We start from the raw sequence: 25347 nt of genomic DNA, 5'->3' as shown, positions 1-25347 counted from the left end.
GTTAATTCTTACGTTTTAAATAAATAATCATGGCTCTGGCGGCAATGTACCAGAGAAAACCAACAGCAATGGCCGCCTGGCTGGCCTGTAACTGCCAGCTGTCCGGCTCAGACTGCCAGAAATACAACACACAAAAACCAGCCAGAAAAATAACCAGAGCCAGCATCGACTGGTTAATATAACTTTGCATCCGGTCGATACGCTTACGGCTGTTCAGCTCGTCAATCCGATCCGCGGTCATGCCGGTCATCGACAATTGACAGTGCGGACAGGATTGGCTTTTGTCAGAGATTTTTTTACCACATTGTGGACAGGCAATAATGGCCATAACGAAGGTTCCGAAGTTGAATTGGCAGCACTATAAAGTAAGCAGCGGACTTTGCAAGCAAAGGGGGCGGCTGACAACAGCACCCCGTCTGCCTGATTGTATGGTTTAACGCAGCTGGTCCACCACAGCAAGCACGGCCACTAAGGTGTCGGCACCCAACTTTATCGAACGCACATCAGACCAGCCATACGCCGGGTCTGGCAAGTTCGCATTGTCTTTAAAAGGCATTTCCACCGTATAAGACAGGCACTTAAACTGTTCAGCGACCCAGGTGGACGCAATGGTCAGATTGGCCTGCCCTGGTGCATCCAGCTCATAGCCATACTGGGTCTGAAACTCTGGTGTGACGGCCAGCAGTGCCTGCTTAAACGACTGCTCCAGCTGTTGCATCCGTGAATCGTAGGATGGAACCCCTTCGGCACCAGCGACAAAGTTGTAAGGCAGGTTTTCGTCGCCATGGATATCCAGGAACATATCGACGCCAGTTTCCAGCATCTTCTGACGGACCAGATAAACTTCCGGGCTCTTGTCCATTGACGGAGTCTGCCATTCCCGGTTCAGGTTCACACCGGCTGCATTGGTACGCAGATGCCCCCGCACCGAGCCATCCGGGTTCATGTTAGGTACAATGTAAAACACCGCTTTTTCCAGCAAACGGCGTGACACTGCGTCATCTTCATCCAGCAGGCGGTCCAGCAAGCCTTCGACAAACCATTCCGCCATACTCTCACCTGGGTGCTGACGCGCGGTGATCCAGATTTTTTTCTTTTCTGCTGCAGGCTCGCCGACCACCAGCAAGGACATATCGCGACCATCCAGCGTCTCGCCAAGCTCGACCAGCTGGGCCATACCGCTGGCCTGCGTCTGATGCAGCAAGTCCATATGACGTTCGTAGCTGTAAGGCGCAAAATAAGCAAAATACACCGACTCGGCTTCAGGGTAATGGGTGATCACCAGCTCATCATTGAGGTACTGGGTTTCAACCCGGAACCAGTGTTCACGGTCATAAGACGCCACAGCCTGATAGTCTTTCCAGCCCCCTGGGTAGGCTGAATCTTTCACATTCACAATTCGCAGCGTGTGCGGTTCAAGACTGCTGGAGTTCAGCCGGAAATGGAACCACTGGTAAAAGTCTGAGTTGTTGTCTTTACGAATAGCCAGCTGAATATCCGCTGGCGAATCTGCTTTAATGACATCGATATTGCCACTGTCAAAATTGCAGGTAATTTTCATTGAACTGTCCACCTGATTGTTTGAATAGGCCACAGCGGGCCTGAAAGTGCCTGAATCATACTCTTTTTGAACGGTGCTTTGTAGTACCGGTTTATTGCAGCAATACGGATAACAAAAAGGCGCAGTTCACTGCGCCCTTGGTATTGTTACCTGTTGACAGGTAAGGTCGGGTAATTAATCCCGGCCATTTCATTCATCACCCGGATCACCTGAGTGCTGTAGCCGAACTCGTTATCGTACCAGACGTACAACACACAGCGGTCGCCATCCACAATAGTGGCCTGCGAATCAACTACACCGGCATAACGGGAGCCCACTAAATCGCTGGACACAATTTCTGTCGAACTGGTGAAATCGATCTGATCCTGCAACTCGGAAAACAATGAGGTCTTCTGCAGGAAGGCGTTCAGTTCGTCCCGGCTGGTTTCTTTATTCAGGTTCAGTGACAAAATCGCCATCGACACATTGGGCGTCGGCACCCGAATAGCATTACCTGTCAGCTTGCCTTTTAGCTCAGGCAAAGCTTTGGCGACCGCACTGGCAGCACCTGTGGAGGTGATCACCATATTCAGTGGCGCTGCACGGCCACGACGCTCAGCTTTGTGGTAGTTGTCAATCAGGTTCTGGTCGTTGGTGTACGAGTGCACTGTTTCTACATGACCATTGCGAATGCCGTATTCGTCCTGCAGCGCTTTGAGCACCGGCGTGATCGCATTGGTGGTGCAGCTGGCCGCCGACACAATGTGGTCTTGTGCAGTGATCATTTTATGGTTCACACCATAGACCACGTTTTTCACGTCACCTTTGGCCGGTGCGGTCAACAATACTTTGGCGGCACCTTTGGCTTTGAAATGAATGGCTAATTCTTTGTCGTCTTTCCAGATACCTGTGTTGTCCACCACCAGCGCGTCGTGGATACCATAGTGGGTGTAATCCACCTGATCCGGTGAATCGGCGTAAATCACTTTAATAAAAGTGCCATTGGCTTTAATACCACCATTTTCTTCATCCACAGTGATGCTGCCGTTAAAAGGGCCATGAATTGAATCACGACGCAGCAGGCTGGCGCGTTTCTCCAGATCGCCTTTACGGCCCCCCCGCACCACCACTGCCCGTAAGCGTAGTTTGCTGCTGGGGCCAGAACGTTCCAGCATCAAACGGGCCAGCAGACGACCAATACGGCCAAACCCATACAGCACCACATCCACTGGCTTGATGCCATCGGCTTGATTCAGAATATCCTTCAGTTCACCGGCCAGGTACTGTGACAACTCCATGCCTTCACCTGCACCTTTATACAGGTAGGCGAAAGCCAGCTTACCAATGTCGACCCGCGCTGGAGCCAGGTCCATCTGACTGATGGCTTCGAGCACAGGGAAACTTTCCCGCAACCGCAGTTTGGTGTGTTCAAAACGCTCGACCGTTTTATGGGCTTTGATGATATCTATTGTTGTTGCGTTCACCAGCGGGCGGCCGTATACCACCACTTCAATACCTTTGTTCCGGTACAAACGGCCGATGATTGGCTGCATATTTTCGGCGTATTCCTGGCGTTCTTGCCAGCTGCGTTGGTACTGTTCTTCGTGGGATAAGGTCATGTTTTCGCCTTTTACGTCGTCTAGGGTCAGAGGTAAGCCAGTGGTCGTGCGCCACTTGATGGCCGGCGCATTGTAATTTAAACCGTAACCCTACAACAACAATTACAAAAAGATTTTTTGTTGAAACTTCGTTATGCTTGGTTCAGCTTATTTTTGCCGGATGCCCTATGAAAATTTTAGTTCCCCTTTCTCTCGTACTTGCACTGAGTGCCTGCTCAGAGACCGAGTTGAATGTACGCACTGTCTGTGAAAAAGATTCAGGGCTCTGCACTGATTTAAATGAAGATTCCCACTGTAATAATCAACGCCGTGATGTGATCCTCAAACGCTTTGAAGAAAAACGCCTGCCGTCCGACAATAACAAGTATTTATTGCTGAATGCCTTTGAAAAGTATTCCAAATGTATTGAACTGGCAGCCGGTATTGAACATATCAAACTGAAAGAAAAAACCACCTCGAGAATGCAGGGTTACCTTACCAGCCTGAATGAAATCAAGCGTTTAAGTGATGAAACAGTCTCATCCGAGGATCCGCGGTTACTGCACTACCACTGGTCGCGCAATAAAAGTGAAAGTCATCTGGAAAAGTTTTTGTTGGCAGAACAGCAAGGGCTGACTGAAACCCCGGAGCTGCAACTGGCCCTGGTCAGTTACTACAGCAAAAGAGATATCAATAAAAGTATTCGGCTACTGCACCATGCTCTGGAACTGTATCCGGCCAATGCCTCTGTGGATCCGGAAATTTTTGCCTCACTCGCAACCATTTATTACAAAAAGAAAAACTATCCCGCGTCCTACCATTGGGCTTACCTGGCGCAACAGAGCGGAGCCTTCAACGTGGAGTTGCAGGAACTTAAAATTCAGCTGGAGCAAGCCAAACTGAACCACGAACAGATCCAGCTGCAGGCGGAGCAAACCCTGCAACAGCTGCAGCAGGGCCAGTACAAGGAAAAAGAGATCAAGGCTTAGGCTCAAAGTTCAGCGATACAGAATTTACGCAATAACGTTGGCCCGTCGGCGCCGGGCCATCGTCAAATACGTGACCCAAATGAGCGTCACAGTTGGCACAAAGAATTTCAGTTCTGTCCATGCCATGGCTGAAGTCGGCCTCATACCTCACCCGCCCTGCGATAGCCGCGCTAAACGATGGCCAGCCGCAACCTGAGTCAAATTTGCTATCGGAACTGAATAACTCGGCATGACAACAGACGCAGTGGTAACTGCCGGTACTTTTGTTGTGCAGCAAGGCGCCAGTAAAGGGGTATTCAGTGCCTTTTTGGCGGGTCACCCTGTACTGCTCAGCACTCAATTGCTGTTGCCATTCAGCGTCGGTTTTTTTCATGCAGCCCCCCTGTGTAATGATGAGTCAGGTATACCTGAGCCCGATAAAAACCACGATCAAAAAAGGCCCAACAGGGCCTTTTTCCGGTTATTTTACTTTTTGCATCGGCCTGTCACTATGACTCCAGTCAACATGGAAAGTTTTGCCTTTGGCTTTGTCGGTACGTTCAAAGGTATGGGCACCAAAGTAATCACGTTGGCCCTGCAGCAGGTTGGCCGGTAAGACCGCAGTGCGGTACGAATCGTAATAACTTAAGGCTGAACTTAAAGCCGCTACCGGAATACCAGTGATAGTTGCTTCGGCCACAGCACGACGCCAGTTCGACTGATTCAGTGAAATTTGTTTGGCAAAGAATGGATCCAGCAGAAGGTTTGCCAGTTGATCATCACGTTCATAAGCCTGGGTAATGGACTGCAGAAACACTGCTCGAATAATGCAACCCGCCCGCCAGATCTTCGCAATTTCAGCGAAATTCAGTTGCCAGCCATGTTCTGCTGCCGCCGTTTTCATCAGGTCGAAGCCCTGAGCATACACACAGATTTTGGCGCAATACAAGGCATCATGCAGTTGCTTAATCAGTTGCTCAGCCGTCTGACTGGTGCAGTGTTCCCGCACCGGGCCGGCCAATAAAGTTGAGGCCAGCACACGCTGCTCTTTTAAAGTGGAAATGGAACGGGCATACACGGCTTCGGCGATGGTGGGTGCCGGACACCCCAACTCCAGACTGCTGACGGCTGTCCACAACCCTGTACCTTTCTGACCTGCTTTATCCAGGATCACGTCCACCAGCGGTAAGCCTGTTTCTGAATCTTTGGTCGCCAGCACTTCCGCACTGATTTCCATCAGATAACTGCCAAGCGGCCCTTTACTCCAGTCTTTAAACACCGCACTGATTTGTTCTGCACTCATGCCAAGGGCGTCGCGCATCACCTGATAGACCTCGCAAATCAGCTGCATGTCGGCGTATTCAATACCGTTATGCACCATTTTCACATAATGGCCAGAACCACCAGGGCCAATATAGGTGGCGCAAGGTTCCCCTTCAGTCACGGGGTTGCCTGGCTCATAGCGCTCGATGGCGCGTCCTGTTTCCGGATCCACTTTGGCAGCAATAGCGCGCCAGACGGGTTCAATCCTGGTCCAGGCGTAAGGATCACCACTGGGCATCAGTGAGGGGCCAAAGCGGGCTCCCACTTCGCCACCGGATACGGCCGTGCTGAAGAAAATAAACTTGCCTTCAAAATGTTTTTCGCGACGAACTGTGTCGGTCCACAGACTGTTTCCGGTGTCGACAATGATATCGTCGGCCGCAATACCGGCATCAATCAGTTTCAGACAAACATCGTCCACAGGTTTGCCCGCTGGTACTGACAAAATAATTAAATGCGGTGCTTTGAGTTTACTGAGTAATTCGGTATAAGAACTGCAGGACAATACCCGGGCGGCTTTGTCACCCCGTTCAGCTTCATCCTGTGCCAGCACGCCTTCCAGTTTTTTATGGTCCAAATCAAACGCCGCGACCTTGTAGCCATGGTCAGCCAGGTTCAGGATCAGGTTTTTCCCCATGACACCGGCACCTACAAAACCGATATCGCATAACATGGAGCGGTCAGACATTTGATTTTCCTTTTAAAATCAGGCACTGCAAAAGTGGCCGGCATTATACTGGAAAACACAGGATAAAGAAAAAGCTCTATTCGCTCTTCAGGCTCCAGATGGACAAAGAACGGCCAGCCTGCCGGTAATTCTGGCTGGTCACCGCTGCGACGGGTTCGCCTGTGGCTGAACTGGTATCCAGCATCAAAGTCCAGGGATGTTCAGGTAGCTCCAGCGCAAGCTCCTGCTCCATCGGGTTCATCACCACCAGTAATTCTTTGTGGCTTGGCAGTTGTTCGATCACCAGCACCAGATACTGGCCGTTGACCTCTGACCAGTCCTGATCCTGCATTAGCACTGCATCCGCACGATACCAGCTGACATTGTGTTTAGCGCCGTGCAGCCGGTAATGGTCGTCGGTCAACGACAATTGCTGCAGGCAGCTGAATTGATGACGCAGTGCGATCATGCGGCAGACAAATTGATAAAACTGCGTGGCATGGTAATCCAAAGTCCAGTGCAACCAGCTGATGTCATTGTCCTGACAATAGGCGTTATTGTTACCTTGTTGGCTACGGCTTAACTCATCACCGGCCAGCCAATGGATCAGACCCTGACTGAGCAGCAAGGTGGCGACCAGATTACGTTTGTGTTGGTAGCGCGCCTGCAACACTTTGGCCTCATTGCTTGGGCCTTCAACCCCATAATTCAGGCTCAGATTATGGTTATGGCCATCCCGGTTCTGTTCTGCATTCAGCCAGTTGTGCTTGTCCTGGTAGCACACCAGATCATGCAATGTAAACCCGTCATGGTAGGTGAGACAGTTCAGGCTGCAGACTGCAGGTTTACGGTGCTTCTGGAAAATATCCCTCGAGCCCATCAGCCGGGTAGCAAACTCTGCCCGCCCTCCTGGCTGTGGCAACCAGTAAGCCCGGAAACTGTCGCGACTTTTGTCGTTAATTTCGCTCCAATGTGCCGGAAACTGCCCCAACTGATAGCCGTATGGCCCAACATCCCAGGGCTCTGCAATCAGTTTCACCCGGCTTAATACAGGGTCTTGTGCCACTATCTGTAAAAACGCAGCGTGGGGTTCAAAGCGTTTATTTTCCCGGGCCAGTGTCACGGCCAAGTCAAAGCGGAAACCGTCCACCTGCATTTCGGTTGCCCAGTAACGCAGCGCATCCAGCACCATACGCTGCATCATTGGATGTGCCACATTCAGGGTATTGCCGCAGCCACTGAAATTGCTGTTGTGGCGGTAGTCGGTGATATTGGCATGACTTTCGTACAGGTAATACTGGCGGTTGGCCAGACCCCGGAAGCTCAGCAGGTAATCATCTCCTTCCGCGCTGTGGTTAAACACCAGATCAAGGATGACTTCGATACCATGCTGATGCAGAGTCCGCACCATAGTTTTAAATTCAGTTACCGGCTCAGCCTGGGCATAACGCGCATCAGGCGCAAAAAAATTGACCGGGTTGTAACCCCAATAGTTGACCAGCTTGAGTTTTTCCAGCCGGGGCTCCGACATGAAACTGGTCACTGGTAACAACTGAATACTGGTGATCCCCAGTTTTTTGTAATGCTCCAGCATCACTGGGTGACACACCCCCAGATAACGCCCTTGCTGCTCAGCCGGAATATCCGGGTGTAATTTGGTCAGCCCCTTGACATGAGCCTCGTAAATAATGGTTTTTTCCCGGGCTATCGCTGGTTTTTTCGTGCCCTGCCAATCAAATGCCTGTTGCTGCAACACAGCTTTAGGCACCATGTAATGGCTGGCACTCTGGTACAAACGCTCGTTCCAGACCAAAGCGCGGTTCAGCTGCCGGGCATAAGGGTCAATCAGCAGACGCTCCGGCGCAAACAAGAAGCCTTCGTCAGGGCGCTGCGCGCCGTCTGCTTTTAAACCATACAGAGTGCCTGGCTGGATGCCCTGAACTTCCAGATGCCAGATATCGCCTGTACGGCCGGCAAAAGGCAGTTGGTGCAGCAGCTCTTCCGTATCCGGGCAAAACAGGCACAACCACAACCCGCTGGCTTCCGGGGCATAAACAGCAAAATTCCAGTTGTGCTCATCCAGAGCGCTGGCACCGAGTGGATAAGCCTGCCCGTAGTCCGAGTACAACTGCATCACTTACTCCGGCTTTCGTCTGATATACAAGGTCGATAGCGGCGGCAGATCGAGCCGCAACTGGTATGGGGACGAAGCCCCGGTTCCCTGTAAATCATCCAGCCGCAGGATCACCGGGTAATTACTGCCCCAATAATAAGCGCTGTCAGTGTTCAGGATCACTTCGTATTCACCCGGCTCAGACACAGGCAAAGCATGGCCATCACGTGGCACAGGGGTGAAATTGGCCACAACATACAAAGACTGCTGTTCAGCATCCTGTCGGATAAAGCTCAGAGTGCTGTGTTCACTGTCCTGATAATTCAGCCAGCGAAATCCGGCAGCTTCATGGTCCAGCTGATGCAGCGCCGTCACCTTGCGGTACGTCAGGTTCAGGTCGCGCACCAGTTGCTGAATACCTTTGTGTTTGTCAAATTCCAGTAAAAACCAAGGCAGTTGCTGGTTATGATTCCATTCGGTACCCTGACCAAATTCATTACCCATAAAATTCAGCTTTTTGCCCGGATGGGCGTACATAAAAGCGTAATAGGCCCGCAAGTTAGCTGCCTGCTGCCATTCATCCCCTGGCATTTTACCCAGAATACTGCCTTTGCCATGCACCACTTCATCATGGGATAACGGCAGAATAAAGTTTTCGTTATAGGCGTAAACCATTGCAAAGGTCAGATCATTATGGTGGTACTTGCGGTACGCCGGGTCTTTGCTGATGTAACGCAGGCTGTCATTCATCCAGCCCATATTCCATTTGTAACCAAAACCTAATCCGCCCGCATCGGTCGGTCGGCTAACGCCGTTAAATGAGGTGGATTCTTCTGCGATCATCATGCCGTTCGGAAAACGGCTGTACACTTCGGTGTTCAGCCATTTCAATAAGCTGATGGCTTCATAGTTATGATTACCACCGTCAATATTCGGGATCCACTCCCCTGCGCGGCGTGAATAATCCAGATACAACATCGAGGCAACCGCATCGACCCTCAGGCCATCCACATGGAAATAATCAAACCAATACAAGGCACTGGCCACCAGAAACTGCCGGACATAGTCTTTGCCATAGTCGTAGATGCAGGAGTTCCAGTCTGGATGCCAGCCTTTACGCGGGTCTTCATATTCATAAAGGCAACTGCCATCAAAACGGGCCAGACCGTGGCCGTCCTCCGGAAAGTGGGCAGGCACCCAATCCAGTATGACGCCAATTCCGGCCTGATGGCAGGCGTCCACAAAGGCCTTAAACTGGTCTGGTGTGCCATAACGTGATGTAGCAGCAAACAAACCCAATGGCTGGTAGCCCCAGGACCCTGTGTAAGGATGTTCCATCACAGGCAACAACTCAATGTGGGTATAGCCCATATCCAGCACATAAGGAATCAGTTGATCAATCAGCTGCAGGTAAGTCAGAGGTTCATTTTTGTTGTTGTATTTCCACGAGCCCAGATGCACCTCATAAATACTCATCGGCTGGTGATAGCTGTCTGCTTTACGCTGCTGCCAACGCTGATCCTGCCACTGGTATTTGCCATGATCGTAGACCAGAGACGCATGAGACGGATACTGCTCCGCAGCAAACGCCAACGGGTCAGATTTATGCGGTAGTAAATTACCGGTACTGTCTTTAATTTCGTATTTATAGCGCACGCCAGCGGCGATATCTGGCATAAACAGTACCCAATGCCCACATTCGGTGCGCTGCATCGGATGGCGACGGCCATCCCAGTGGTTCATATCGCCAATCAGGCTGACACTGGACGCATTCGGCGCATAGACAGCAAACCGGGTGCCCTTAATCAGGTGTTTGTCCTGTTCAAACTCAACCAGCTGGGCCCCCAACTGAAGGTACAGGTTCTCTGGCAGCGAGTTGACATAATGCACAGCGTAGAACGCCTGCTCACGAAACTGATAAGGGTCGGTCAGCACATAACTATGGCCAGAGCCAAGGGTCACCTTCAACTGATACAGGCAGGTTTTACGCTTGCGTGGCAATTCCAGTTCAAACAGCCCGTGCAATTCAGCACACTGGCTAAAATGCCCCAAAGACTTCGCCGTACCGAGCTCCTGGGCTTCCACCTGAACCGCATCTGGCAGGTAGCAGCGTAATAACAGCCCCTTGCTTTCGCCGCTTTGCCAGGACAACAACGAAAAAGGATCAGCACACTGAACCGCAGCGAGTCGGGCAACAGACATAAAAATTCCTTGTAAATCAGCTAAAAAGACAAGCTTCTTTTGAGTTCAAAACACAAGAGTCTTGTTTAAGATACCAAATCAAAATAAAACTGCCATCTACAGATGGCAGTTGTTTGGCTATTTTTATCAGGCGTGGCGTAACGAGGTCAGCTGTTGTAGCAGCGCTGTGATGTCTTCCCGACCAGCCAGCTGTTCCAGTGTCATGGTTAATTTGCGCCGCCAGTTCGGGTATTCGTCGCTGGTCCCAGGAATATTGACCGGCTGGGTCATTTCCATCCAGTCTTCCAGTTGCAGACACAATAACTGACTGGCCCCTTTGGCAACATGCCGCTGAATTGCATGGCTGAGTTCAGTGGTCATGCCAACCTGATCCACCTGACTGGCGAAATCAGGCCGCAACATCGCATGGCCATGCAAAGAATCCAGAATACGTTGCTTATCCTTGTGGCGGGATGCAAATAAGGCAGGTAATTGGTCATCGCGATACAACCCGACTTTTTTACCCAGCTCCAAATCGCCACAGTGCCAGTAGCCAATCAGGGTGGGCATGTCATGCGTGGTTAAGGTCGCCATCGCCTGCACCGGGTAATGTGCCGGCGAAATATAACCGCCGTCTTCCGCTTGTTCAAAGAAGAACACGCGGTACGAATACATGCCATATTCAGCCAGTATTTCACGAATACCATCGGGCACTGTGCCCAGATCTTCACCAATAACCACCACCTGATGGCGCTGAGATTCCAACGCCAGAATGCCCAATAAATCCTGGATGGGGTAATAGATGTAAGCGCCTTCCCCGGCACTTTCTGCCCCTTTGGGTACCCACCAGAGCCGCAGCAGCGCCATCACATGATCAATGCGCAGTGCTCCACTGTTTTGCATATTGGCACGGAACAGTTCAATCATGGGGCGGTAAGCCTGACGGAACATCTGATAAGGCAGCATAGGCGGTAAACCCCAATTCTGACCTTTAGGGCCCAGAATGTCCGGAGGAGCTCCTACACTGGCGTCGCGGCAATACAGATCCGGATTGCCCCAGATCTCGGTCGAAGCCTGGCTGACACCAACAGCCAGATCACGGTACAACCCCACCAGCATTCCCTTGTCTTTGGCCAGCCTTTGTACTTCAGCCAGTTGTTCACGGGCCATAAACTGCAGATAGCAGTAAAAATCAAGCTCGTCCGCATGGGCTTTGGCAAAGGCCTGTACTTCGTCGCTGTCCGGACGCTGGTAAGCTTCAGGCCAGACAGGCCAGCCCCAGGCATGTGGGTCCTGTTGGATTAGATGGGCATGAATCGCATCATACAGCGCCAACTGTAATAAACTTTCACCACCCTGTTGTTTAAATACAGAAAATGAGTGCGCCAGTTCTGCACAGTCGGCCTGATGCTCCATAAACCAGTGATACAGCGCTTTTAAAACCGGCAGCTTCAGTGCCGTCACGTTTTTATAATCGACCCAGTCGGTTGCACGCACAGCATTCAGCTGCTGCATAAAACCGGGCGCGGAGATCAATTGTTTTACCTGCTGGCACTGGTCAAAACCGGGTAATGAGGTCACCGACAGGTAAATGATGTTCAGCCAGCGTCGTGACGACGGGCTGTAAGGGCTGGCCGACTCTGGCATCGCCGGATAAAGCGCGTGAATAGGATTCAGGCCGATAAAGTCTGCGCCCTGTGCCGCCAGATAATTCACCAGCTGTTTTAAATCCGCAAAATCACCAATACCCCAGTTTTGCTCAGAGCGGACACAGTACAACTGAACGGACACGCCCCACTGCTTTTGCGTTTTAAACTGAGCAGGCTGATAACAGGCCGACGGCACAATAATCAGGCTTTGGCTGTAGCTTTGCTGCTCCAGCGTTAACTGCAACTGGTGATAACCCAGCTCCAGTTGCACCGGCAAGGTCCATTGGTACTGCTGAAACTCCTCGTCATCCAGCACCGTGACATGATTCAGCTCTGCATCGTCAGTCGCCACCAGACTAAACTGGTGTTTCTGGCCTGCCTCTGTGGTGAGCTGCAGCGTCAGCGGCTGATTGGCCTGGGCAATCGACAGTTTGATCTGCACCTGAATGTCCTGCCCGGATTTTTGTACTGACACCGGATCAATCACTTGTTGCCAGATGTCGAGCTGCCGCTCCAGCAACTGTTCTCTGGCCAGTTCATCGTTGTCTGTGGCAAAGCCCTGGACGGCCAATAAGGTCAGCAGGTTGTGTTCCTGCACTTCGGCTTCATTTCCCCAGGCGTCGGTAAACCGGGTTTCAATTCCGCAAAACGCGATCAAATCAGCCAGCAAAGTTTTATCCATAAAGGCTCCAGCAATATGACTCTATTCAGTCTGGTAAAGGATGAGGGCACCACTAACTACCACAGTCTACTGCAGATGCAAGAGCCTGAAGCAGAAAATACGAATGCATAGATTTATTTGGCTTGAAAAACACCAAGAAAAATGTAATTTTATTACAGAATTAAATTACATTCCGGGGTGAGTGATGACTATTCGTGTGGCAATCAACGGTTTTGGCCGTATCGGACGCAACGTTTTACGTGCTTTGTATGAATCAAACAAAAACTACGATATCAAAGTCGTGGCCATTAACGATTTGGGCGACGCCGCTATTAACGCCCATTTACTGAAGTACGACACGGCTCACGGTATTTTTTCCGCCGACGTCAGCCATGATGACAAAGCTATTTATGTCAACAAAGACGAAATACAGACCCTGAGCGAGCGCAACCCGGCCAATTTGCCGTGGAAAGAGCTGCAGATAGACGTGGTATTGGAATGTACTGGTTTATTCACAGACCGTAAAACCGCAGGTGCCCACTTAGAAGCTGGCGCCAGAAAGGTCATCATTTCGGCACCGGCCAAAGATGTCGATGCCACTGTGGTCTATGGAGTGAACCATGACGTCATCACGGCAGATATGACCATTATCTCGAACGCATCCTGCACCACCAACTGTTTATCGCCGGTCGCCAAGCCATTGTATGAAGCTCTGGGTATTGAATCTGGTCTGATGACCACCATTCACGCCTACACCAACGACCAGCGACTGAGCGACGTGTACCACACGGATGTGCGCCGTGCCCGTGCGGCGGCGATGTCGATGATCCCGACCAAAACCGGTGCCGCTGCCGCCGTTGGCTTGGTGGTTCCGGCATTAAAAGGGAAATTCGATGGCCTGGCCGTGCGGGTTCCGACTCTGAACGTATCACTGGTGGATTTGACCTTTATCGCAGGCCGTGAAACCACGGTGGACGAAGTAAACGACATTATCCGTCAAGCGGCTGCATCTGCACCAATGAGTCAGGTGCTGGCTGTCAATGATTTACCTCTGGTGTCTGTCGATTTTAACCACAATCCGATGTCATCTATTTTTGATGCCACTGAGACGCGGGTGTTGGGCCGGCTGGTCAAAGTCATGGCCTGGTATGACAATGAATGGGGTTTCAGCAACCGCATGCTGGACAACACAGTTGAACTGATGAAATTCGGCCGTTAAGCTGTTTATCTATCCGAAAGGCGGCATCAGCCGCCTTTTTTAATCGCTGAACACCGCAGTTTTTATGACGGAGCATCAAAAAGTGCCTGCCAAAATTGAACCTCTGAATGGTTTTGCCCATTTAGCCGAGTTGCCTTGCCTGCGTCTGGCGCTTGGCGACGCCACGGCAGTCATCAGTCTGTACGGCGCCCAACTGCTGTCTTACCGGCCTGATGGGCAGACTGAATTGCTCTATCTGTCTCCAACTGCCGAGTGGCGCAACCAGACGCCGATCCGCGGAGGGGTCCCGGTTTGCTGGCCCTGGTTTGGTCCTGCTGCCGAAGGCTTTTCACAAAACAATCCGTCTCTGCCAAGTCATGGCTTGGTCAGAACTCAGTTGTGGACAGTCACGCAGCAACAGGTTGATGCGGATCAGGTGACACTTAGCCTGCAACTGGCGCTGCCCGCTCAGCTTTGTTTTCATCAGGGCTTGTCAGTCTGTCTGACCGTCGTTTTAACTCTGGATTCGCTGCGGATTGAACTGCATTCACCAAGTCAACCGCTGCAACAGGCGGCATTGCACAGCTATTTTTCGGTGCAACAACTGGACAAAGTGCAGGTCAGCCCATTAAAGGGCCATTACCTGGACAAGGTAACCGGCTGCAAGGCTGAGCAGCACAGCGATATAGTGCAGTTTGAGGCGGAGACAGACAGAGTGTATCTGGACACTGCAGCCGAGCTCAGGTTGATCACAGGTCAGTATCAGCTTCAGCTTCGTCAGCATGGCCATGATGGCAGTGTGGTATGGAACCCCTGGCAAGACAAGGCAAAACGTCTGGTGGATTTACCGGACCAGGGCTACCTGGACTTTGTCTGTGTCGAAACTGCGCGGCTGGATCTAAAGGACCCAAGCCCTTTATGTCTGATACAGGAAATCCGTTATTGCCCCCAGCGGGAATAAAAAGGCAGGTCAAGGCGACGCAATTGTCCTTGTGGGGTGACCAGCTGCAACTGCAATTGCCATTGCATCGCCGGGTCAGAACAGGCCCCCAACACAAACTCGGCGTTATAGCCACCGGCATGGTGCTGCAGACGCAGCGGAATCTGCCCCATCGCCATCGACAGCCCGACAATTTGCGCCTGTTGCAGTTCAAATCCGGCGGGCAGCTGCACCTGCAGCTGTAACACCTGCTCCACCAGCACAGGTTCAGGCCCAAGTGTCACCACCACGCCGTCCTGCTGATACAAAGTGGCCATACGACTACCCTGCTCAGCAGCATCAGAACAGCCCAGTAGTAACAAAACTGACATCAGCCTACAAATGGCGTTCATCACCAGGCTCCGGAAAAAGTGGGTTTTTAGTGTATAAAAAAAGCCATCACTGATGCAAAAGCTTGTTGTGATTGGTCATTTTGCAACCAGCACCTTTGTTCTACATCATAAAACCAGCGCTTTTGCCTATCTTTTTCAGGTCAAAACTTTTATTATTCAGCCCCAAAATGACCTAGGCTTTTTCAGGGTGTTGGCCAGTCCAAGCCCAGTCAAACCAAAGTCAACAATAAGAAGGGTCACCCTCGGGTGAATTTTTAACCAAACGCAATAAACTGCAGCGGAACTCAACATGAGCCAGACCAAATCGTTAAATGTTGACTACAACTACACCGTTGTCCGCCTCTTCGCCGTCACCACAGTGTTGTGGGGTATTGTCGGTATGGGGTTGGGTGTTTTTATTGCAGCCCAGTTATTCTGGCCTGCTTTAAACTTTGACACGGAGTGGTTAACTTACAGTCGTCTTCGTCCTCTTCATACTAACGCGGTTATCTTCGCGTTCGGCACCAGTGCCCTGTTTGCGACCTCCTATTATGTGGTCCAGCGCACCTGCCAGGTCAGGCTTTTTGCCGAAAAACTGGCCATGTTCACCTTTGTCGGCTGGCAAGCTGTGATCATCGCTGCAATTTGCACTCTGCCTTTTGGTATCAGCCAAAGCAAAGAATACGCCGAACTGGAGTGGCCGATTGACGTGCTGATCGCCATCGTCTGGATTTCTTATGCTGTGGTGTTTTTTGGCACCTTAATTAAACGTAAAACCAGCCACATTTATGTTGCGAACTGGTTCTATGGTGGTTTTATTATCACGGTCGCTGCTTTGCATATCGTCAACAGCATGGTGGTGCCACTGACATTAACCAAGTCCTACTCCATTTACGCCGGTGCAGTTGATGCGATGGTGCAGTGGTGGTATGGCCACAATGCGGTAGGTTTTCTGCTGACTGCTGGTTTCCTGGGTATGATGTACTACTTCGTGCCAAAACAGGCTGGTCGTCCTGTCTATTCCTACCGTTTGTCGGTGGTTCACTTCTGGGCCCTGATCGCGCTATATATCTGGGCTGGTTCACACCACTTACACTACACGGCCCTGCCAGACTGGACTCAGTCCGTTGGTATGGTGATGTCCGTGATCCTGTTTGTGCCAAGCTGGGGTGGCATGATCAACGGTATCATGACTCTGTCTGGCGCCTGGCATAAACTGAAAACTGACCCTATCCTGCGCTTCCTGATTGTGTCCCTGTCGTTCTACGGCATGTCGACTTTCGAAGGCCCGATGATGGCTATCAAATCCGTAAATGCCTTGTCTCACTACACCGACTGGACTGTAGGTCATGTTCACTCCGGTGCGTTAGGCTGGGTTGCTATGGTATCTATCGGCGCCATTTACCATGTGATCCCGAACGTATTTAATCAGGGCCGGATGTACAGCATCAGACTGATCAACACCCACTTCTGGTTGCACACTGTGGGTGTGGTTCTGTACGTGGTTGCCATGTGGATCAGCGGTATTATGCAAGGCATGATGTGGCGTGCAGTCAATACAGACGGCACCCTGACGTACAGCTTTGTACAGTCACTGGAAGCCTCATACCCCTTCTACCTGATGCGCTTTATCGGTGGTTGTTTCGTCGTGACCGGCATGCTGGTGATGGCCTACAACGTGGTCAAAACAATCAGAGCCAAAGAAGGTGCTCTGGAACCCGTTGCTGAAGCTGCCTAAGGAGCCCCATCGTGTCTAAGAACCATCACGAAAAATTTGAAAAAAGCGCCGGCTGGTTAGCTATTGGTACTGTGGTTGCCATCAGTTTCGGCACTTTAGTGGAAATTACCCCACTGATCTTTTTGAAAGAAACCACTGAACCTGTGGACGGTTTAATGCCATACAGTGCACTGCAGCTGGAAGGCCGTGACATTTTCATCCGCGAAGGCTGTACCAACTGCCACAGCCAGATGATTCGTCCGTTCCGCCATGAAGTAGAGCGTTATGGCCACTATTCTGTTGCCGGTGAAAGTGTCTGGGAACACCCATTCCTGTGGGGTTCCAAACGTACCGGTCCTGATCTGGCCCGTGTCGGTGGTCGTTACAGCGATGACTGGCATCACGCTCACCTGATGGATCCACGTTCTGTTGTGCCTCAGTCCAACATGCCAGGTTACCCCTGGCTGGACCGGAATGTTCTGGACGGCAAATTAACAGCGAAGAAGATGGAAACCTTCAACCTGTTAACCAAAGGCAAAATGCACCCGAACGATGAAGATGGCGTGATGTATTCCGCTGACGACATTGCCGGAGCAGAAGAAGCCGTCAAGGGCAAAACAGAAATGCAGGCCCTGATTGCTTATCTGCAATCACTGGGCACAGCGTTGAAGTAATCCCTATGGATTTCGCAACTCTACACAGCATTTTTACAGTGGTCGTGTTTGTGGGTTTTATCAGCCTCGTGGTCTGGTTGTTCTTGTTAAAGCGCAGACCAGACTTCGATGAACAGGCAAATCTGCCTTTTGCCGATGACAAGCCACAACAACAACAGAAACAGGAATCGGATCATGAGTAGCTTTTGGAGCATTTGGATCATCGTTTTAACGCTTGCCGTTATTGTATTGTGCTTCGTGCTGCTGACCTGGAACCTCAAGAACTACGTTGGGGTGAAAGAAGGCGAATCAACAGGCCATGAGTTTGACGGCATTGAAGAAATCAACAACCCGCTGCCCAAATGGTGGACCTACATGTTTTATGCATGTATCGCCTGGTCAGTGTACTATTTCGCCGCCTACCCAGGCCTCGGTCAGTGGAAGGGTTTACTGAACTGGACCAGCTCAAATCAGGGCATTAAAAACCTGGCAGAGTCGAAGGCCGCCGTTGAAGCAGCCAAGGCCGAAGGCCGCAATGTTCAACTGGATCGCGAATATGAAGTGGCCAACGAAACTTATGGTAAAGAGTTTGCCAAGTTCACCAGCCGCGACATTATGGATCTGGCGTATGACCCGGCAGCACTGAAAATAGGCCAGCGTCTGTTTTTGCAAAACTGTGCCCAGTGTCACGGTTCAGATGCCCGTGGTCAGCGTGGTTTTCCAAACCTGACTGACGATGACTGGCTGTATGGTGGCACCCCGGATCAGATCGTCGAAACCATTACGCATGGCCGTAAGGCGGCAATGCCAGCCTGGGGTGAAGCTCTGGGTGAGCAAGGCGTGAAGGAAATGACGGCCTATGTGCTGGGTCTGTCTGGCCGTAAAGTCAATGACAAAGACGCTGAAGCGGGTAAAGCCAAGTTTGGTATGTGTGCGGCCTGTCACGGTGCCGATGGTAAAGGCAGCCTGGCGCATAACCTGCCCTTTGGTGCCCCTAACCTGACCGACAATATCTGGTTATACGGCGGTTCTGCCGGTACTGTGGAAGAAACGCTGATGAAAGGCCGTAACGGTCAGATGCCAGCGTTCAAAGACACCTTAGGCCACGATAAAATCCATATTATCGCTGCTTATGTGTACCGCTTGTCCCGCCCGGAAGAATCCACCAAATAAATCTGGTGGTTTGAATCAGCTAAGCCCCACCCGTGGGGCTTAGTGCTATCTAACGCTCTAAAGTGAGAACCGATGATGCTGAGCCATGATAAACCCTGGTATAAACAAGTCTGGCCCTGGATCCTGCTGGCTTTCCCGCTGGTGTCTTTTATTAAAGCCGGCCACACCATTTACGTGATGCAGGGTGCCAATCCAGATCTGGTGGTCGATGACTATTACAAAGAAGGCCGGGCTATCAATATGAATCTGGCGTTGTACCGTGAGGCAGCCTTGCGTAATCTGCAGGCCAGCACACTGATTGCGGGCAATCAGGTGATAGTGCGCTTTCAGGAGAATAAAACGCTGGGCCAGCATCTGAACCTGGAGTTTTTCCACAACACCATCGCCGCCAAAGATTTTGCGGTAACCGCAGAGCGCAGCGGAGAAAATCTCTATGTGGCCACCCTGCCCTCCACCTTAACCGGTAAATGGAACCTGGTGGTGTCTGATGAACACAAAGACTGGAAATTAAGAGCCACGGCCATGTTGCCGGCGGAAAAAGAAATTCCGCTTGGCTATTAAAAGCCATCAGGAGCTGTTGTTGTGTTGTGTTTTCATTGTCATGAACCTGTCCCCACTGGCAGTCAGTTTCAACTGACTATTGAGGGGCAACCCCAATCCTTTTGTTGCCCGGGTTGTCTGGCAGTGGCCCAGACCATCGTCGAACAGGGGCTCACCGATTATTACAGGTTCCGCACCGCTCCCGCCAGCAAAGCCAGCCTGGTGCCGGACGAACTCAAACTGCAAAGTTATGACAGTGCTGAGGTTCTGGCCGAACTGACTCATCGCAGTGCCGCAGGCACAGAGATCGAACTGTCGTTGTCCGGAATGAGCTGCGCCGCCTGTGCCTGGCTGATCGAAAAGCAGCTGAATGCCGAACCCGCTATCCACCGGGCATCGGTGAACTCGTCCACCGCCCGCCTGCAGCTGAACTGGGACCCTGAGCAGTTAAAACTCAGCAACGTACTTCAGAAAATTCAGGCGTTGGGGTATCAGGCCAGTCCATTTATTGCCGACAACGAAGAGCAGCAAGAGCAAGCGGAGCTGCGTCAGTTTCTGAAACGTCTGGCCGTCGCTGGCATTATGAGTATGCAGGTGATGATGCTGGCCATAGGCCTCTATTTTGGTGATTACACCGGTATTGAACCTGAATTTGAGGGCTACCTGCGCTGGATTTGCTTTTTGCTGGCCACCCCTGTGGTGTTTTATGCCGGTAAACCTTTTACGCAAAGTGCCTGGCGCGCTGTTCAAACCCGTCAGCTGAATATGGATGTGCCTGTCACATTGGCGGTGTATTACACCTTTTTCGCGTCCGCGTATGCCACAGTGTTTGAAACCGGTGAGGTGTATTTTGAGTCCGTCACCATGTTTATTTTTCTGCTGCAGCTGGGAAAATTTTTTGAATTCCGCGCCAGGGCCCGTGCCCGGGCCGCCACAGGAAATCTTTTGAAAGTAATGCCTGTGTCAGCCCGGTTGCTTGGTGGCAGCGAGCCGCAAATTATTCCGGCAAAACGTTTGCAGCCCGGCGATTGCATTCTGGTACAGGCAGGTGAAACCATTGCCGCAGATGGCCTGGTACTGACGGGACACAGCTCAGCCGATGAGTCCATGCTGACCGGCGAATACAAAGCTGTGGCCAAAGGCCCTGGCGATATGGTGTTGGCGGGCACTGTGAACCACGATGGCATTATGCAGGTACAAGTCTCTCAGGCATTGGTCAGCTCACGCCTTGGACAGATCATTGCGCTGCAGCAGCAAACCTTAAATCAAAAACCACAAATCATCGAAAAAACCACCCGTCTGGCGCAGTTTTTTATTCAGCGCCTGCTGCTGATTGCCACCGCCACCTTCATCGTCTGGTCTATCTGGATCGATCAGGAACGGGCCTTTTGGGTCACTTTATCTGTGCTGGTCGCCACTTGCCCCTGTGCGTTAACTCTGGCAACACCAACTGCCATAACCTGCGCTTTGGCACGACTGAACCGGCAAGGCATCCTGATTAAAAATCAACAAGTCCTGGAAGTGTTACCCAAGCTAAGCACCTTGTTTCTGGATAAAACCGGTACCCTGACCCAAGGCCGTTTTAGTGTGGCCCGCACCTATCTTGTCGGCAGCGCATGGTCAGAAGAGCAGCTGATGGCACTGATTGCCCAGCTGGAAACCTATTCAGAACACCCTATTGCCAGTGCATTTCAGTCTTATCTGCATACAACAGACAGGTTAACCGATGTACAGCTGCATATAGGTGAAGGCCTGTCTGCACGGTGGACAACTCCGGACGGCCAGCAACACCAGCTTCAGGTTGGCAGCGCTGACTTCTGTGGTTGTGACACAATCGCAGAAGCGCAGGTGTATTGTTGTATCGATGGTCAGTTGCAACTGGCCGTTGAACTGGACGATCAATTAAGGCCAGAAACCGCCCAGACACTGGCAGCGCTTAAGCAGCAGAAATTAACACTGGTGCTGCTGACCGGTGACAGTTCAGCGCAAGTAGACAAAGTGGCATCCGGTCTGGCTTTTGACCGGGTCGAAAAAGGCTGCAGCCCGGAGCAAAAAGTGGCGCACGTTCAGCAGGCCGTGCGCCAAGGCGAGCATGTGCTGATGTTGGGTGATGGCATTAACGACAGTCCGTCATTCCACGCCGCTCATGTCTCTGTGGCACTGGACAGCGGTACCGACCTGTCGAAAAACCAGGCCGATGTAGTGTTATTGCACAGCGACCTGCGTCAGTTACCACAGCTGCTGCAAGGCGCGCTGTTGGCACAGCGGGTGATTAAACAAAACCTCTGGTGGGCCATGGGCTACAATCTGTTGATTATTCCGTTAGCTGTCTGTGGTTTTGTCTCACCACTGGTCGCTGTTATTGGCATGTCATTCAGCTCGGTGCTGGTGGTGTCGAATTCACTGAGGTTACTCAAAGCATGAGCATTATCTATGTGCTGATCCCCATCGCAATTCTGTTTGTTTGTTTGGGTCTGGCTATTTTTTTCTGGGCAGTTCGCAGCAAACAGTTCGAGGATCTCAACAAAGAAGGCTACAGCATTTTGTTCGACGACGATTCTTCGAAACACACAGCCAAAAAAGATGACTGAGTTTGCACTGCAACTGCTGAGTTTATTCAGTATTGGTTTCTTAGGCAGTGGACATTGCCTGGTGATGTGTGGCGGTATGGCCAGTGCACTGCAACTGAGCATGACAGGTTCATCTGCGACCAGACGCACAGAACTGCAGTTATTGCTTAGTTTGGGGCGCTTAACGACCTACAGCCTGCTCGGCGCTCTGGTGGCCGGTTTTGGCGCCTTGTTATTGGCCAGCCTGGGGCTGGCTCTGTTCTGGTTGAAACTGCTCAGTGGTTTGTTGCTGTTGGCCATGGCGCTTTATCTGGCCAGGCTCTGGTTTGGTTTAAATCAGCTGGAACGGGCTGGCGCTCTGCTCTGGCGCCATATTCAGCCAGTGGCTAAACGCCTGATGCCGCTGAACAGTCGCCGTAAAGCGTTGGCCTACGGGCTCTGCTGGGGGTTCTTGCCTTGTGGTCTGGTGTACAGCGCGCTTGGCTGGGCACTGGCGAGTGGTGAACTGCTGTCAGGCGCCTGCTTGATGCTCGCTTTTGGGGCTGGCACTTTGCCCTCCATTTTGTTATCCGGCGGAGCAGCAACACTGCTTAGCCGGTTTAAAAATCATACACAGGTACGGGCTTGTGCCGCTTTGTTGTTAGGCATTTACGCAATTTACCTGATTTGGCTTGCTCTTGCCCCGCGGTTTTTTTAAGCTGAATCCAGTCTTTAGTCAGGGTGGTCTTATGTCGCACGCCAATCTTAACTGTCAACATTGTGGTTTCAGTCAACTCTGTTTGCCTTTCAGCCTGAGCGAGGCCGAACTGGATAGCCTGGATGAAATTATTGACCGAAAAAAACCGTACCACAAAAGCGACTACCTGTTTGAATCCGGCAAAAAACTGACAGCCCTGTATGCGGTACGCAGCGGCTCTTTTAAAACCTTTACCCTGACCGAAGCAGGTGAAGAGCAAATCACCGGTTTTCATTTACCTGGTGATGTGATTGGCTTTGATGCCATCGGCGAGCACCAGCACCCCAGTTATGCCCAGGCGCTGGAAACGGCCATGGTCTGTGAAATTCCGTTCTCACAAATTGACCAGTTGATGGACCAATTGCCTAAACTTCGGCAGCAACTGATGCGGCTGATGAGTCAGGACATTAGTGGCGACCAGCAAATGCTGTTATTGCTGAACCGCAAAAACGCCGAAGAAAAACTGGCAGCCTTTTTGGCCAATCTGGCCAACCGCTTTGGCAACCGCGGATTTTCCCGCAAAGAATTCCGTTTAAGTATGACCAGAGGTGAAATAGGCAACTATTTAGGCCTGACTGTTGAAACTATTAGCCGGTTATTGGGTCGATTCCATAAGGATGAGCTGATCCGGGTAGATGGTAAACTCATTACCATTATCGACACAGAAGCCTTGCAACAGTTAGCCGGACAGTCGGTGATTGCCCGTTAAATACACCGTCAGTCGCACAGACTCTTGATTTAAAACAAGGTCCAGACCGGACGATCAGCTTATCTTGGCTACACTTAGTGTAAAGCGAACGCCAAGCAGGAGATCGACCATGACATCATATGCCAACATTCTGGTGGTGCTCGACCCTTCCGTGGTGGAGCAAAAGGCGCTGGACAGAGCGATAGAACTGGCCCGACTACAGGACTGCCAACTCACTGCGTTTTTATCCATTTACGACTTTTCCTACGAAATGACCACTATGTTGTCCGGTGAAGAGCGTGAGTCCATGCGGCAGGCTGTAATAGCGGACCGCGAGCTGTGGATCCGTGATCTGGTGGCTGAATACCAGGCCGCAGGCCTGCGTATTGATATTCAGGTGGTCTGGCACAACAGGCCCTTTGAAGCCATAGTTCAGGCAGTGCTGGAGCAACAGTTCGATTTGGTGATCAAAGGCACCCATGATCACGACGTTTTAAAATCGATGATTTTTACCCCGACCGACTGGCACGTTCTGCGCAAGTGCCCTTGCCCCGTGCTGCTGGTCAAGGACCATGGCTGGCCGGAACAAGGCAATATCATAGCGGCTGTCAACGCCGGCAGTGAACAAGTGCATCACAGCTCGTTAAACCAACGCATTTTGCAGCAGGCCACTGCGCTGGCCACTTTGCTCAACAGCAAAGTGCAGCTGGTAAATGCCTACCCAGGTACGCCGGTGAACATCGCCATCGAAATTCCTGAATTTAACCCACAGGATTACAACCAGAATATGAAACAACACCACGAGCAGGCGGTGCAAAAACTGGCCGCTGAGTTTGGTATTCCCCAAGCGCAAACCCATGTCGCCGAAGGAATGCCAGAGGATGTGTTGCCCCGGCTGGCCACTGAACTGGACGCTGAAATGGTCGTTATCGGGACCATAGGTCGTACCGGCTTGTCGGCAGCCATTATCGGCAATACAGCCGAACACGTGATTGACCGGCTCGACTGCGACGTGCTGGCAGTGAAACCAGCCAATTTTGTCTGTCCGCTCAGTAAAAACTGAGTACCACAGATGACGGAAGCCAAGGCGCACAGTATACTGTGCGCCTTTTTTCGTCGGGGTGTTAGTCCATGTCACATTCAGTTCAAGCCAAAGCACAATACAATCTGAACAAACTGCACAAACGTCTGCGCCGCCACGTCGGTCAGGCCATTGCGGATTTCGACATGATTGAAGCCGGCGATAAAGTGATGGTGTGTTTGTCCGGCGGTAAAGACAGCTATACCCTGCTGGATATACTGCTGAATCTGCAGCAGTCTGCACCTATTGAGTTTTCTATTGTGGCGGTGAATCTGGACCAGAAACAGCCCGGCTTCCCGGCGGATGTGTTGCCGGCCTACCTGACGCAACTGGGTGTGGACTACAAAATTGTCACCGAAGATACCTACTCCATCGTCAAAGAAAAAATTCCTGAAGGTAAAACCACCTGCTCGCTGTGCTCACGGCTGCGTCGCGGCATTTTATACCGTACCGCCAAAGAGCTCGGCGCCACCAAAATTGCCTTAGGCCACCACCGGGACGACATGATTGAAACTATGTTTCTGAATATGTTCTACGGTGGCAAAATGAAGTCGATGCCACCGAAACTAATCAGTGACAACGGCGAGCATATAGTGATCCGTCCGCTGGCCTACTGCAAAGAAAAAGACATTGAAAAGTACGCAGAAGCCAAAGGCTTCCCTATTATTCCGTGCAACCTCTGCGGTTCACAGGACGGCCTGCAACGTCAGGTGGTCAAGGAAATGCTGCAGGATTGGGACAAACGTTTCCCTGGCCGCATTGAGACCATGTTCCAGGCCATGCAAAATATTACCTTGTCGCATATGCTGGACAAAAATCTGTTTGATTTTGCCGCCGTGCGCCGTGGCGAAACACTGGCCGAAGGCGACACCGCCTTTGATAAAGTCGATGTGCCTAAAATTCCGGTGGGCTTGTTGGCCGACGAGGACTACCAGGAGCAACAGCAAGCCGTACAGATCCAGACGGTGGAATTAAGCTAA

At 51.4% G+C, this 25347-nt stretch carries 23 protein-coding genes; 14 read left to right on the top strand and 9 right to left on the bottom strand.

The genetic code is table 11. From position 1 onward, the window contains the following. Position 1: 1 nt before the first annotated feature. The 3 genes from WKJ04_RS01940 to WKJ04_RS01930 all read right to left on the bottom strand — a co-directional run bounded on the left by WKJ04_RS01940 (position 2) and on the right by WKJ04_RS01930 (position 3159). Complete coding sequence (locus WKJ04_RS01940) at positions 2-328, bottom strand: zinc ribbon domain-containing protein (protein ID WP_337840102.1); 327 nt, start codon at positions 326-328, stop codon at positions 2-4. Between the two features lie 105 nt (positions 329-433). Further along, positions 434-1561, bottom strand: coding sequence for a M14-type cytosolic carboxypeptidase (locus WKJ04_RS01935; protein ID WP_337840103.1), 1128 nt, complete (start codon positions 1559-1561; stop codon positions 434-436). Positions 1562-1707: 146 nt separating this feature from the next. Beyond that, the gene (locus WKJ04_RS01930) at positions 1708-3159 is read right to left on the bottom strand and encodes a glyceraldehyde-3-phosphate dehydrogenase (RefSeq protein WP_337840104.1); all 1452 of its coding nucleotides are present in this window, start codon (positions 3157-3159) and stop codon (positions 1708-1710) included. A gap of 167 nt (positions 3160-3326) precedes the next feature. Between WKJ04_RS01930 and WKJ04_RS01925 the strand changes: the two genes are divergently transcribed. After that, positions 3327-4127: a DUF2989 domain-containing protein gene (locus WKJ04_RS01925; protein ID WP_337840105.1), complete on the top strand. Its 801-nt coding sequence runs from the start codon at positions 3327-3329 to the stop codon at positions 4125-4127. Here the strand turns inward: WKJ04_RS01925 and msrB are convergent. The 5 genes from msrB to malQ form a co-directional block, all read right to left on the bottom strand. Continuing rightward, positions 4117-4500: a peptide-methionine (R)-S-oxide reductase MsrB gene (gene msrB / locus WKJ04_RS01920; RefSeq protein ID WP_337840106.1), complete on the bottom strand. Its 384-nt coding sequence runs from the start codon at positions 4498-4500 to the stop codon at positions 4117-4119. The genes WKJ04_RS01925 and msrB overlap by 11 nt on opposite strands. Positions 4501-4587: 87 nt before the next feature. Next, entirely contained in the window at positions 4588-6117 is a 1530-nt protein-coding gene (gndA, locus tag WKJ04_RS01915; protein WP_337840107.1) for an NADP-dependent phosphogluconate dehydrogenase, read from the bottom strand. A gap of 76 nt (positions 6118-6193) precedes the next feature. Then, positions 6194-8230: a glycogen debranching protein GlgX gene (glgX, locus tag WKJ04_RS01910; protein ID WP_337840108.1), complete on the bottom strand. Its 2037-nt coding sequence runs from the start codon at positions 8228-8230 to the stop codon at positions 6194-6196. Positions 8231-8233: 3 nt separating this feature from the next. Then, positions 8234-10411: a 1,4-alpha-glucan branching protein GlgB gene (glgB, locus tag WKJ04_RS01905; protein ID WP_337878863.1), complete on the bottom strand. Its 2178-nt coding sequence runs from the start codon at positions 10409-10411 to the stop codon at positions 8234-8236. Between the two features lie 126 nt (positions 10412-10537). Further along, complete coding sequence (malQ, locus tag WKJ04_RS01900) at positions 10538-12721, bottom strand: 4-alpha-glucanotransferase (RefSeq protein ID WP_337878862.1); 2184 nt, start codon at positions 12719-12721, stop codon at positions 10538-10540. Between the two features lie 184 nt (positions 12722-12905). Between malQ and gap the strand changes: the two genes are divergently transcribed. After that, positions 12906-13919 (top strand): type I glyceraldehyde-3-phosphate dehydrogenase, encoded by a 1014-nt coding sequence (gap, locus tag WKJ04_RS01895; RefSeq protein WP_337878861.1) that lies wholly within the window; start codon positions 12906-12908, stop codon positions 13917-13919. A gap of 64 nt (positions 13920-13983) precedes the next feature. Next, complete coding sequence (locus WKJ04_RS01890) at positions 13984-14859, top strand: D-hexose-6-phosphate mutarotase (RefSeq protein ID WP_337878860.1); 876 nt, start codon at positions 13984-13986, stop codon at positions 14857-14859. Here the strand turns inward: WKJ04_RS01890 and WKJ04_RS01885 are convergent. Beyond that, positions 14838-15155 (bottom strand): hypothetical protein, encoded by a 318-nt coding sequence (locus WKJ04_RS01885; RefSeq protein ID WP_337878859.1) that lies wholly within the window; start codon positions 15153-15155, stop codon positions 14838-14840. The genes WKJ04_RS01890 and WKJ04_RS01885 overlap by 22 nt on opposite strands. 364 nt (positions 15156-15519) lie before the next feature. Between WKJ04_RS01885 and ccoN the strand changes: the two genes are divergently transcribed. The 11 genes from ccoN to ttcA all read left to right on the top strand — a co-directional run bounded on the left by ccoN (position 15520) and on the right by ttcA (position 25347). Then, positions 15520-16947, top strand: a complete 1428-nt coding sequence (gene ccoN, locus WKJ04_RS01880; protein ID WP_337878858.1) for a cytochrome-c oxidase, cbb3-type subunit I — start codon at positions 15520-15522, stop codon at positions 16945-16947. An 11-nt stretch (positions 16948-16958) separates the two neighbouring features. Continuing rightward, entirely contained in the window at positions 16959-17600 is a 642-nt protein-coding gene (gene ccoO / locus WKJ04_RS01875) for a cytochrome-c oxidase, cbb3-type subunit II (protein WP_337840115.1), read from the top strand. A gap of 5 nt (positions 17601-17605) precedes the next feature. Beyond that, on the top strand, positions 17606-17782 hold the full coding sequence (locus WKJ04_RS01870) for a CcoQ/FixQ family Cbb3-type cytochrome c oxidase assembly chaperone (RefSeq protein WP_337840116.1): 177 nt from the start codon (positions 17606-17608) through the stop codon (positions 17780-17782). Further along, positions 17775-18752 carry a cytochrome-c oxidase, cbb3-type subunit III gene (gene ccoP, locus WKJ04_RS01865; protein WP_337878857.1) on the top strand — a complete coding sequence of 326 codons (978 nt, stop codon included), beginning with the start codon at positions 17775-17777 and terminating at the stop codon, positions 18750-18752. Before WKJ04_RS01870 ends, ccoP begins: the two co-directional genes overlap by 8 nt. 72 nt (positions 18753-18824) lie before the next feature. After that, a complete protein-coding gene (locus tag WKJ04_RS01860; protein WP_337878856.1) occupies positions 18825-19313 on the top strand; it encodes a FixH family protein in 489 nt (162 codons plus the stop codon). A 21-nt stretch (positions 19314-19334) separates the two neighbouring features. Then, positions 19335-21716 carry a heavy metal translocating P-type ATPase gene (locus WKJ04_RS01855; RefSeq protein ID WP_337878855.1) on the top strand — a complete coding sequence of 794 codons (2382 nt, stop codon included), beginning with the start codon at positions 19335-19337 and terminating at the stop codon, positions 21714-21716. After that, positions 21713-21883, top strand: a complete 171-nt coding sequence (ccoS, locus tag WKJ04_RS01850) for a cbb3-type cytochrome oxidase assembly protein CcoS (RefSeq protein WP_337840120.1) — start codon at positions 21713-21715, stop codon at positions 21881-21883. Before WKJ04_RS01855 ends, ccoS begins: the two co-directional genes overlap by 4 nt. Next, complete coding sequence (locus WKJ04_RS01845; protein ID WP_337878854.1) at positions 21876-22559, top strand: sulfite exporter TauE/SafE family protein; 684 nt, start codon at positions 21876-21878, stop codon at positions 22557-22559. The genes ccoS and WKJ04_RS01845 overlap by 8 nt, the downstream gene beginning before the upstream one ends. A 31-nt stretch (positions 22560-22590) precedes the next feature. After that, positions 22591-23307 (top strand): fumarate/nitrate reduction transcriptional regulator Fnr, encoded by a 717-nt coding sequence (fnr, locus tag WKJ04_RS01840; RefSeq protein ID WP_337840122.1) that lies wholly within the window; start codon positions 22591-22593, stop codon positions 23305-23307. Positions 23308-23416: 109 nt separating this feature from the next. Then, the gene (gene uspE / locus WKJ04_RS01835) at positions 23417-24349 is read left to right on the top strand and encodes a universal stress protein UspE (protein WP_337878853.1); all 933 of its coding nucleotides are present in this window, start codon (positions 23417-23419) and stop codon (positions 24347-24349) included. Positions 24350-24417: 68 nt separating this feature from the next. Continuing rightward, positions 24418-25347: a tRNA 2-thiocytidine(32) synthetase TtcA gene (gene ttcA, locus WKJ04_RS01830; protein WP_337878852.1), complete on the top strand. Its 930-nt coding sequence runs from the start codon at positions 24418-24420 to the stop codon at positions 25345-25347.

This window comes from Rheinheimera sp., from assembly GCF_037442345.1.
In the GTDB taxonomy this organism is placed as follows: Bacteria; Pseudomonadota; Gammaproteobacteria; order Enterobacterales; family Alteromonadaceae; genus Pararheinheimera.
The sequence above is the reverse complement of the archived record's forward strand: the minus strand, read 5'-3'. Positions and strand labels throughout refer to the sequence as shown.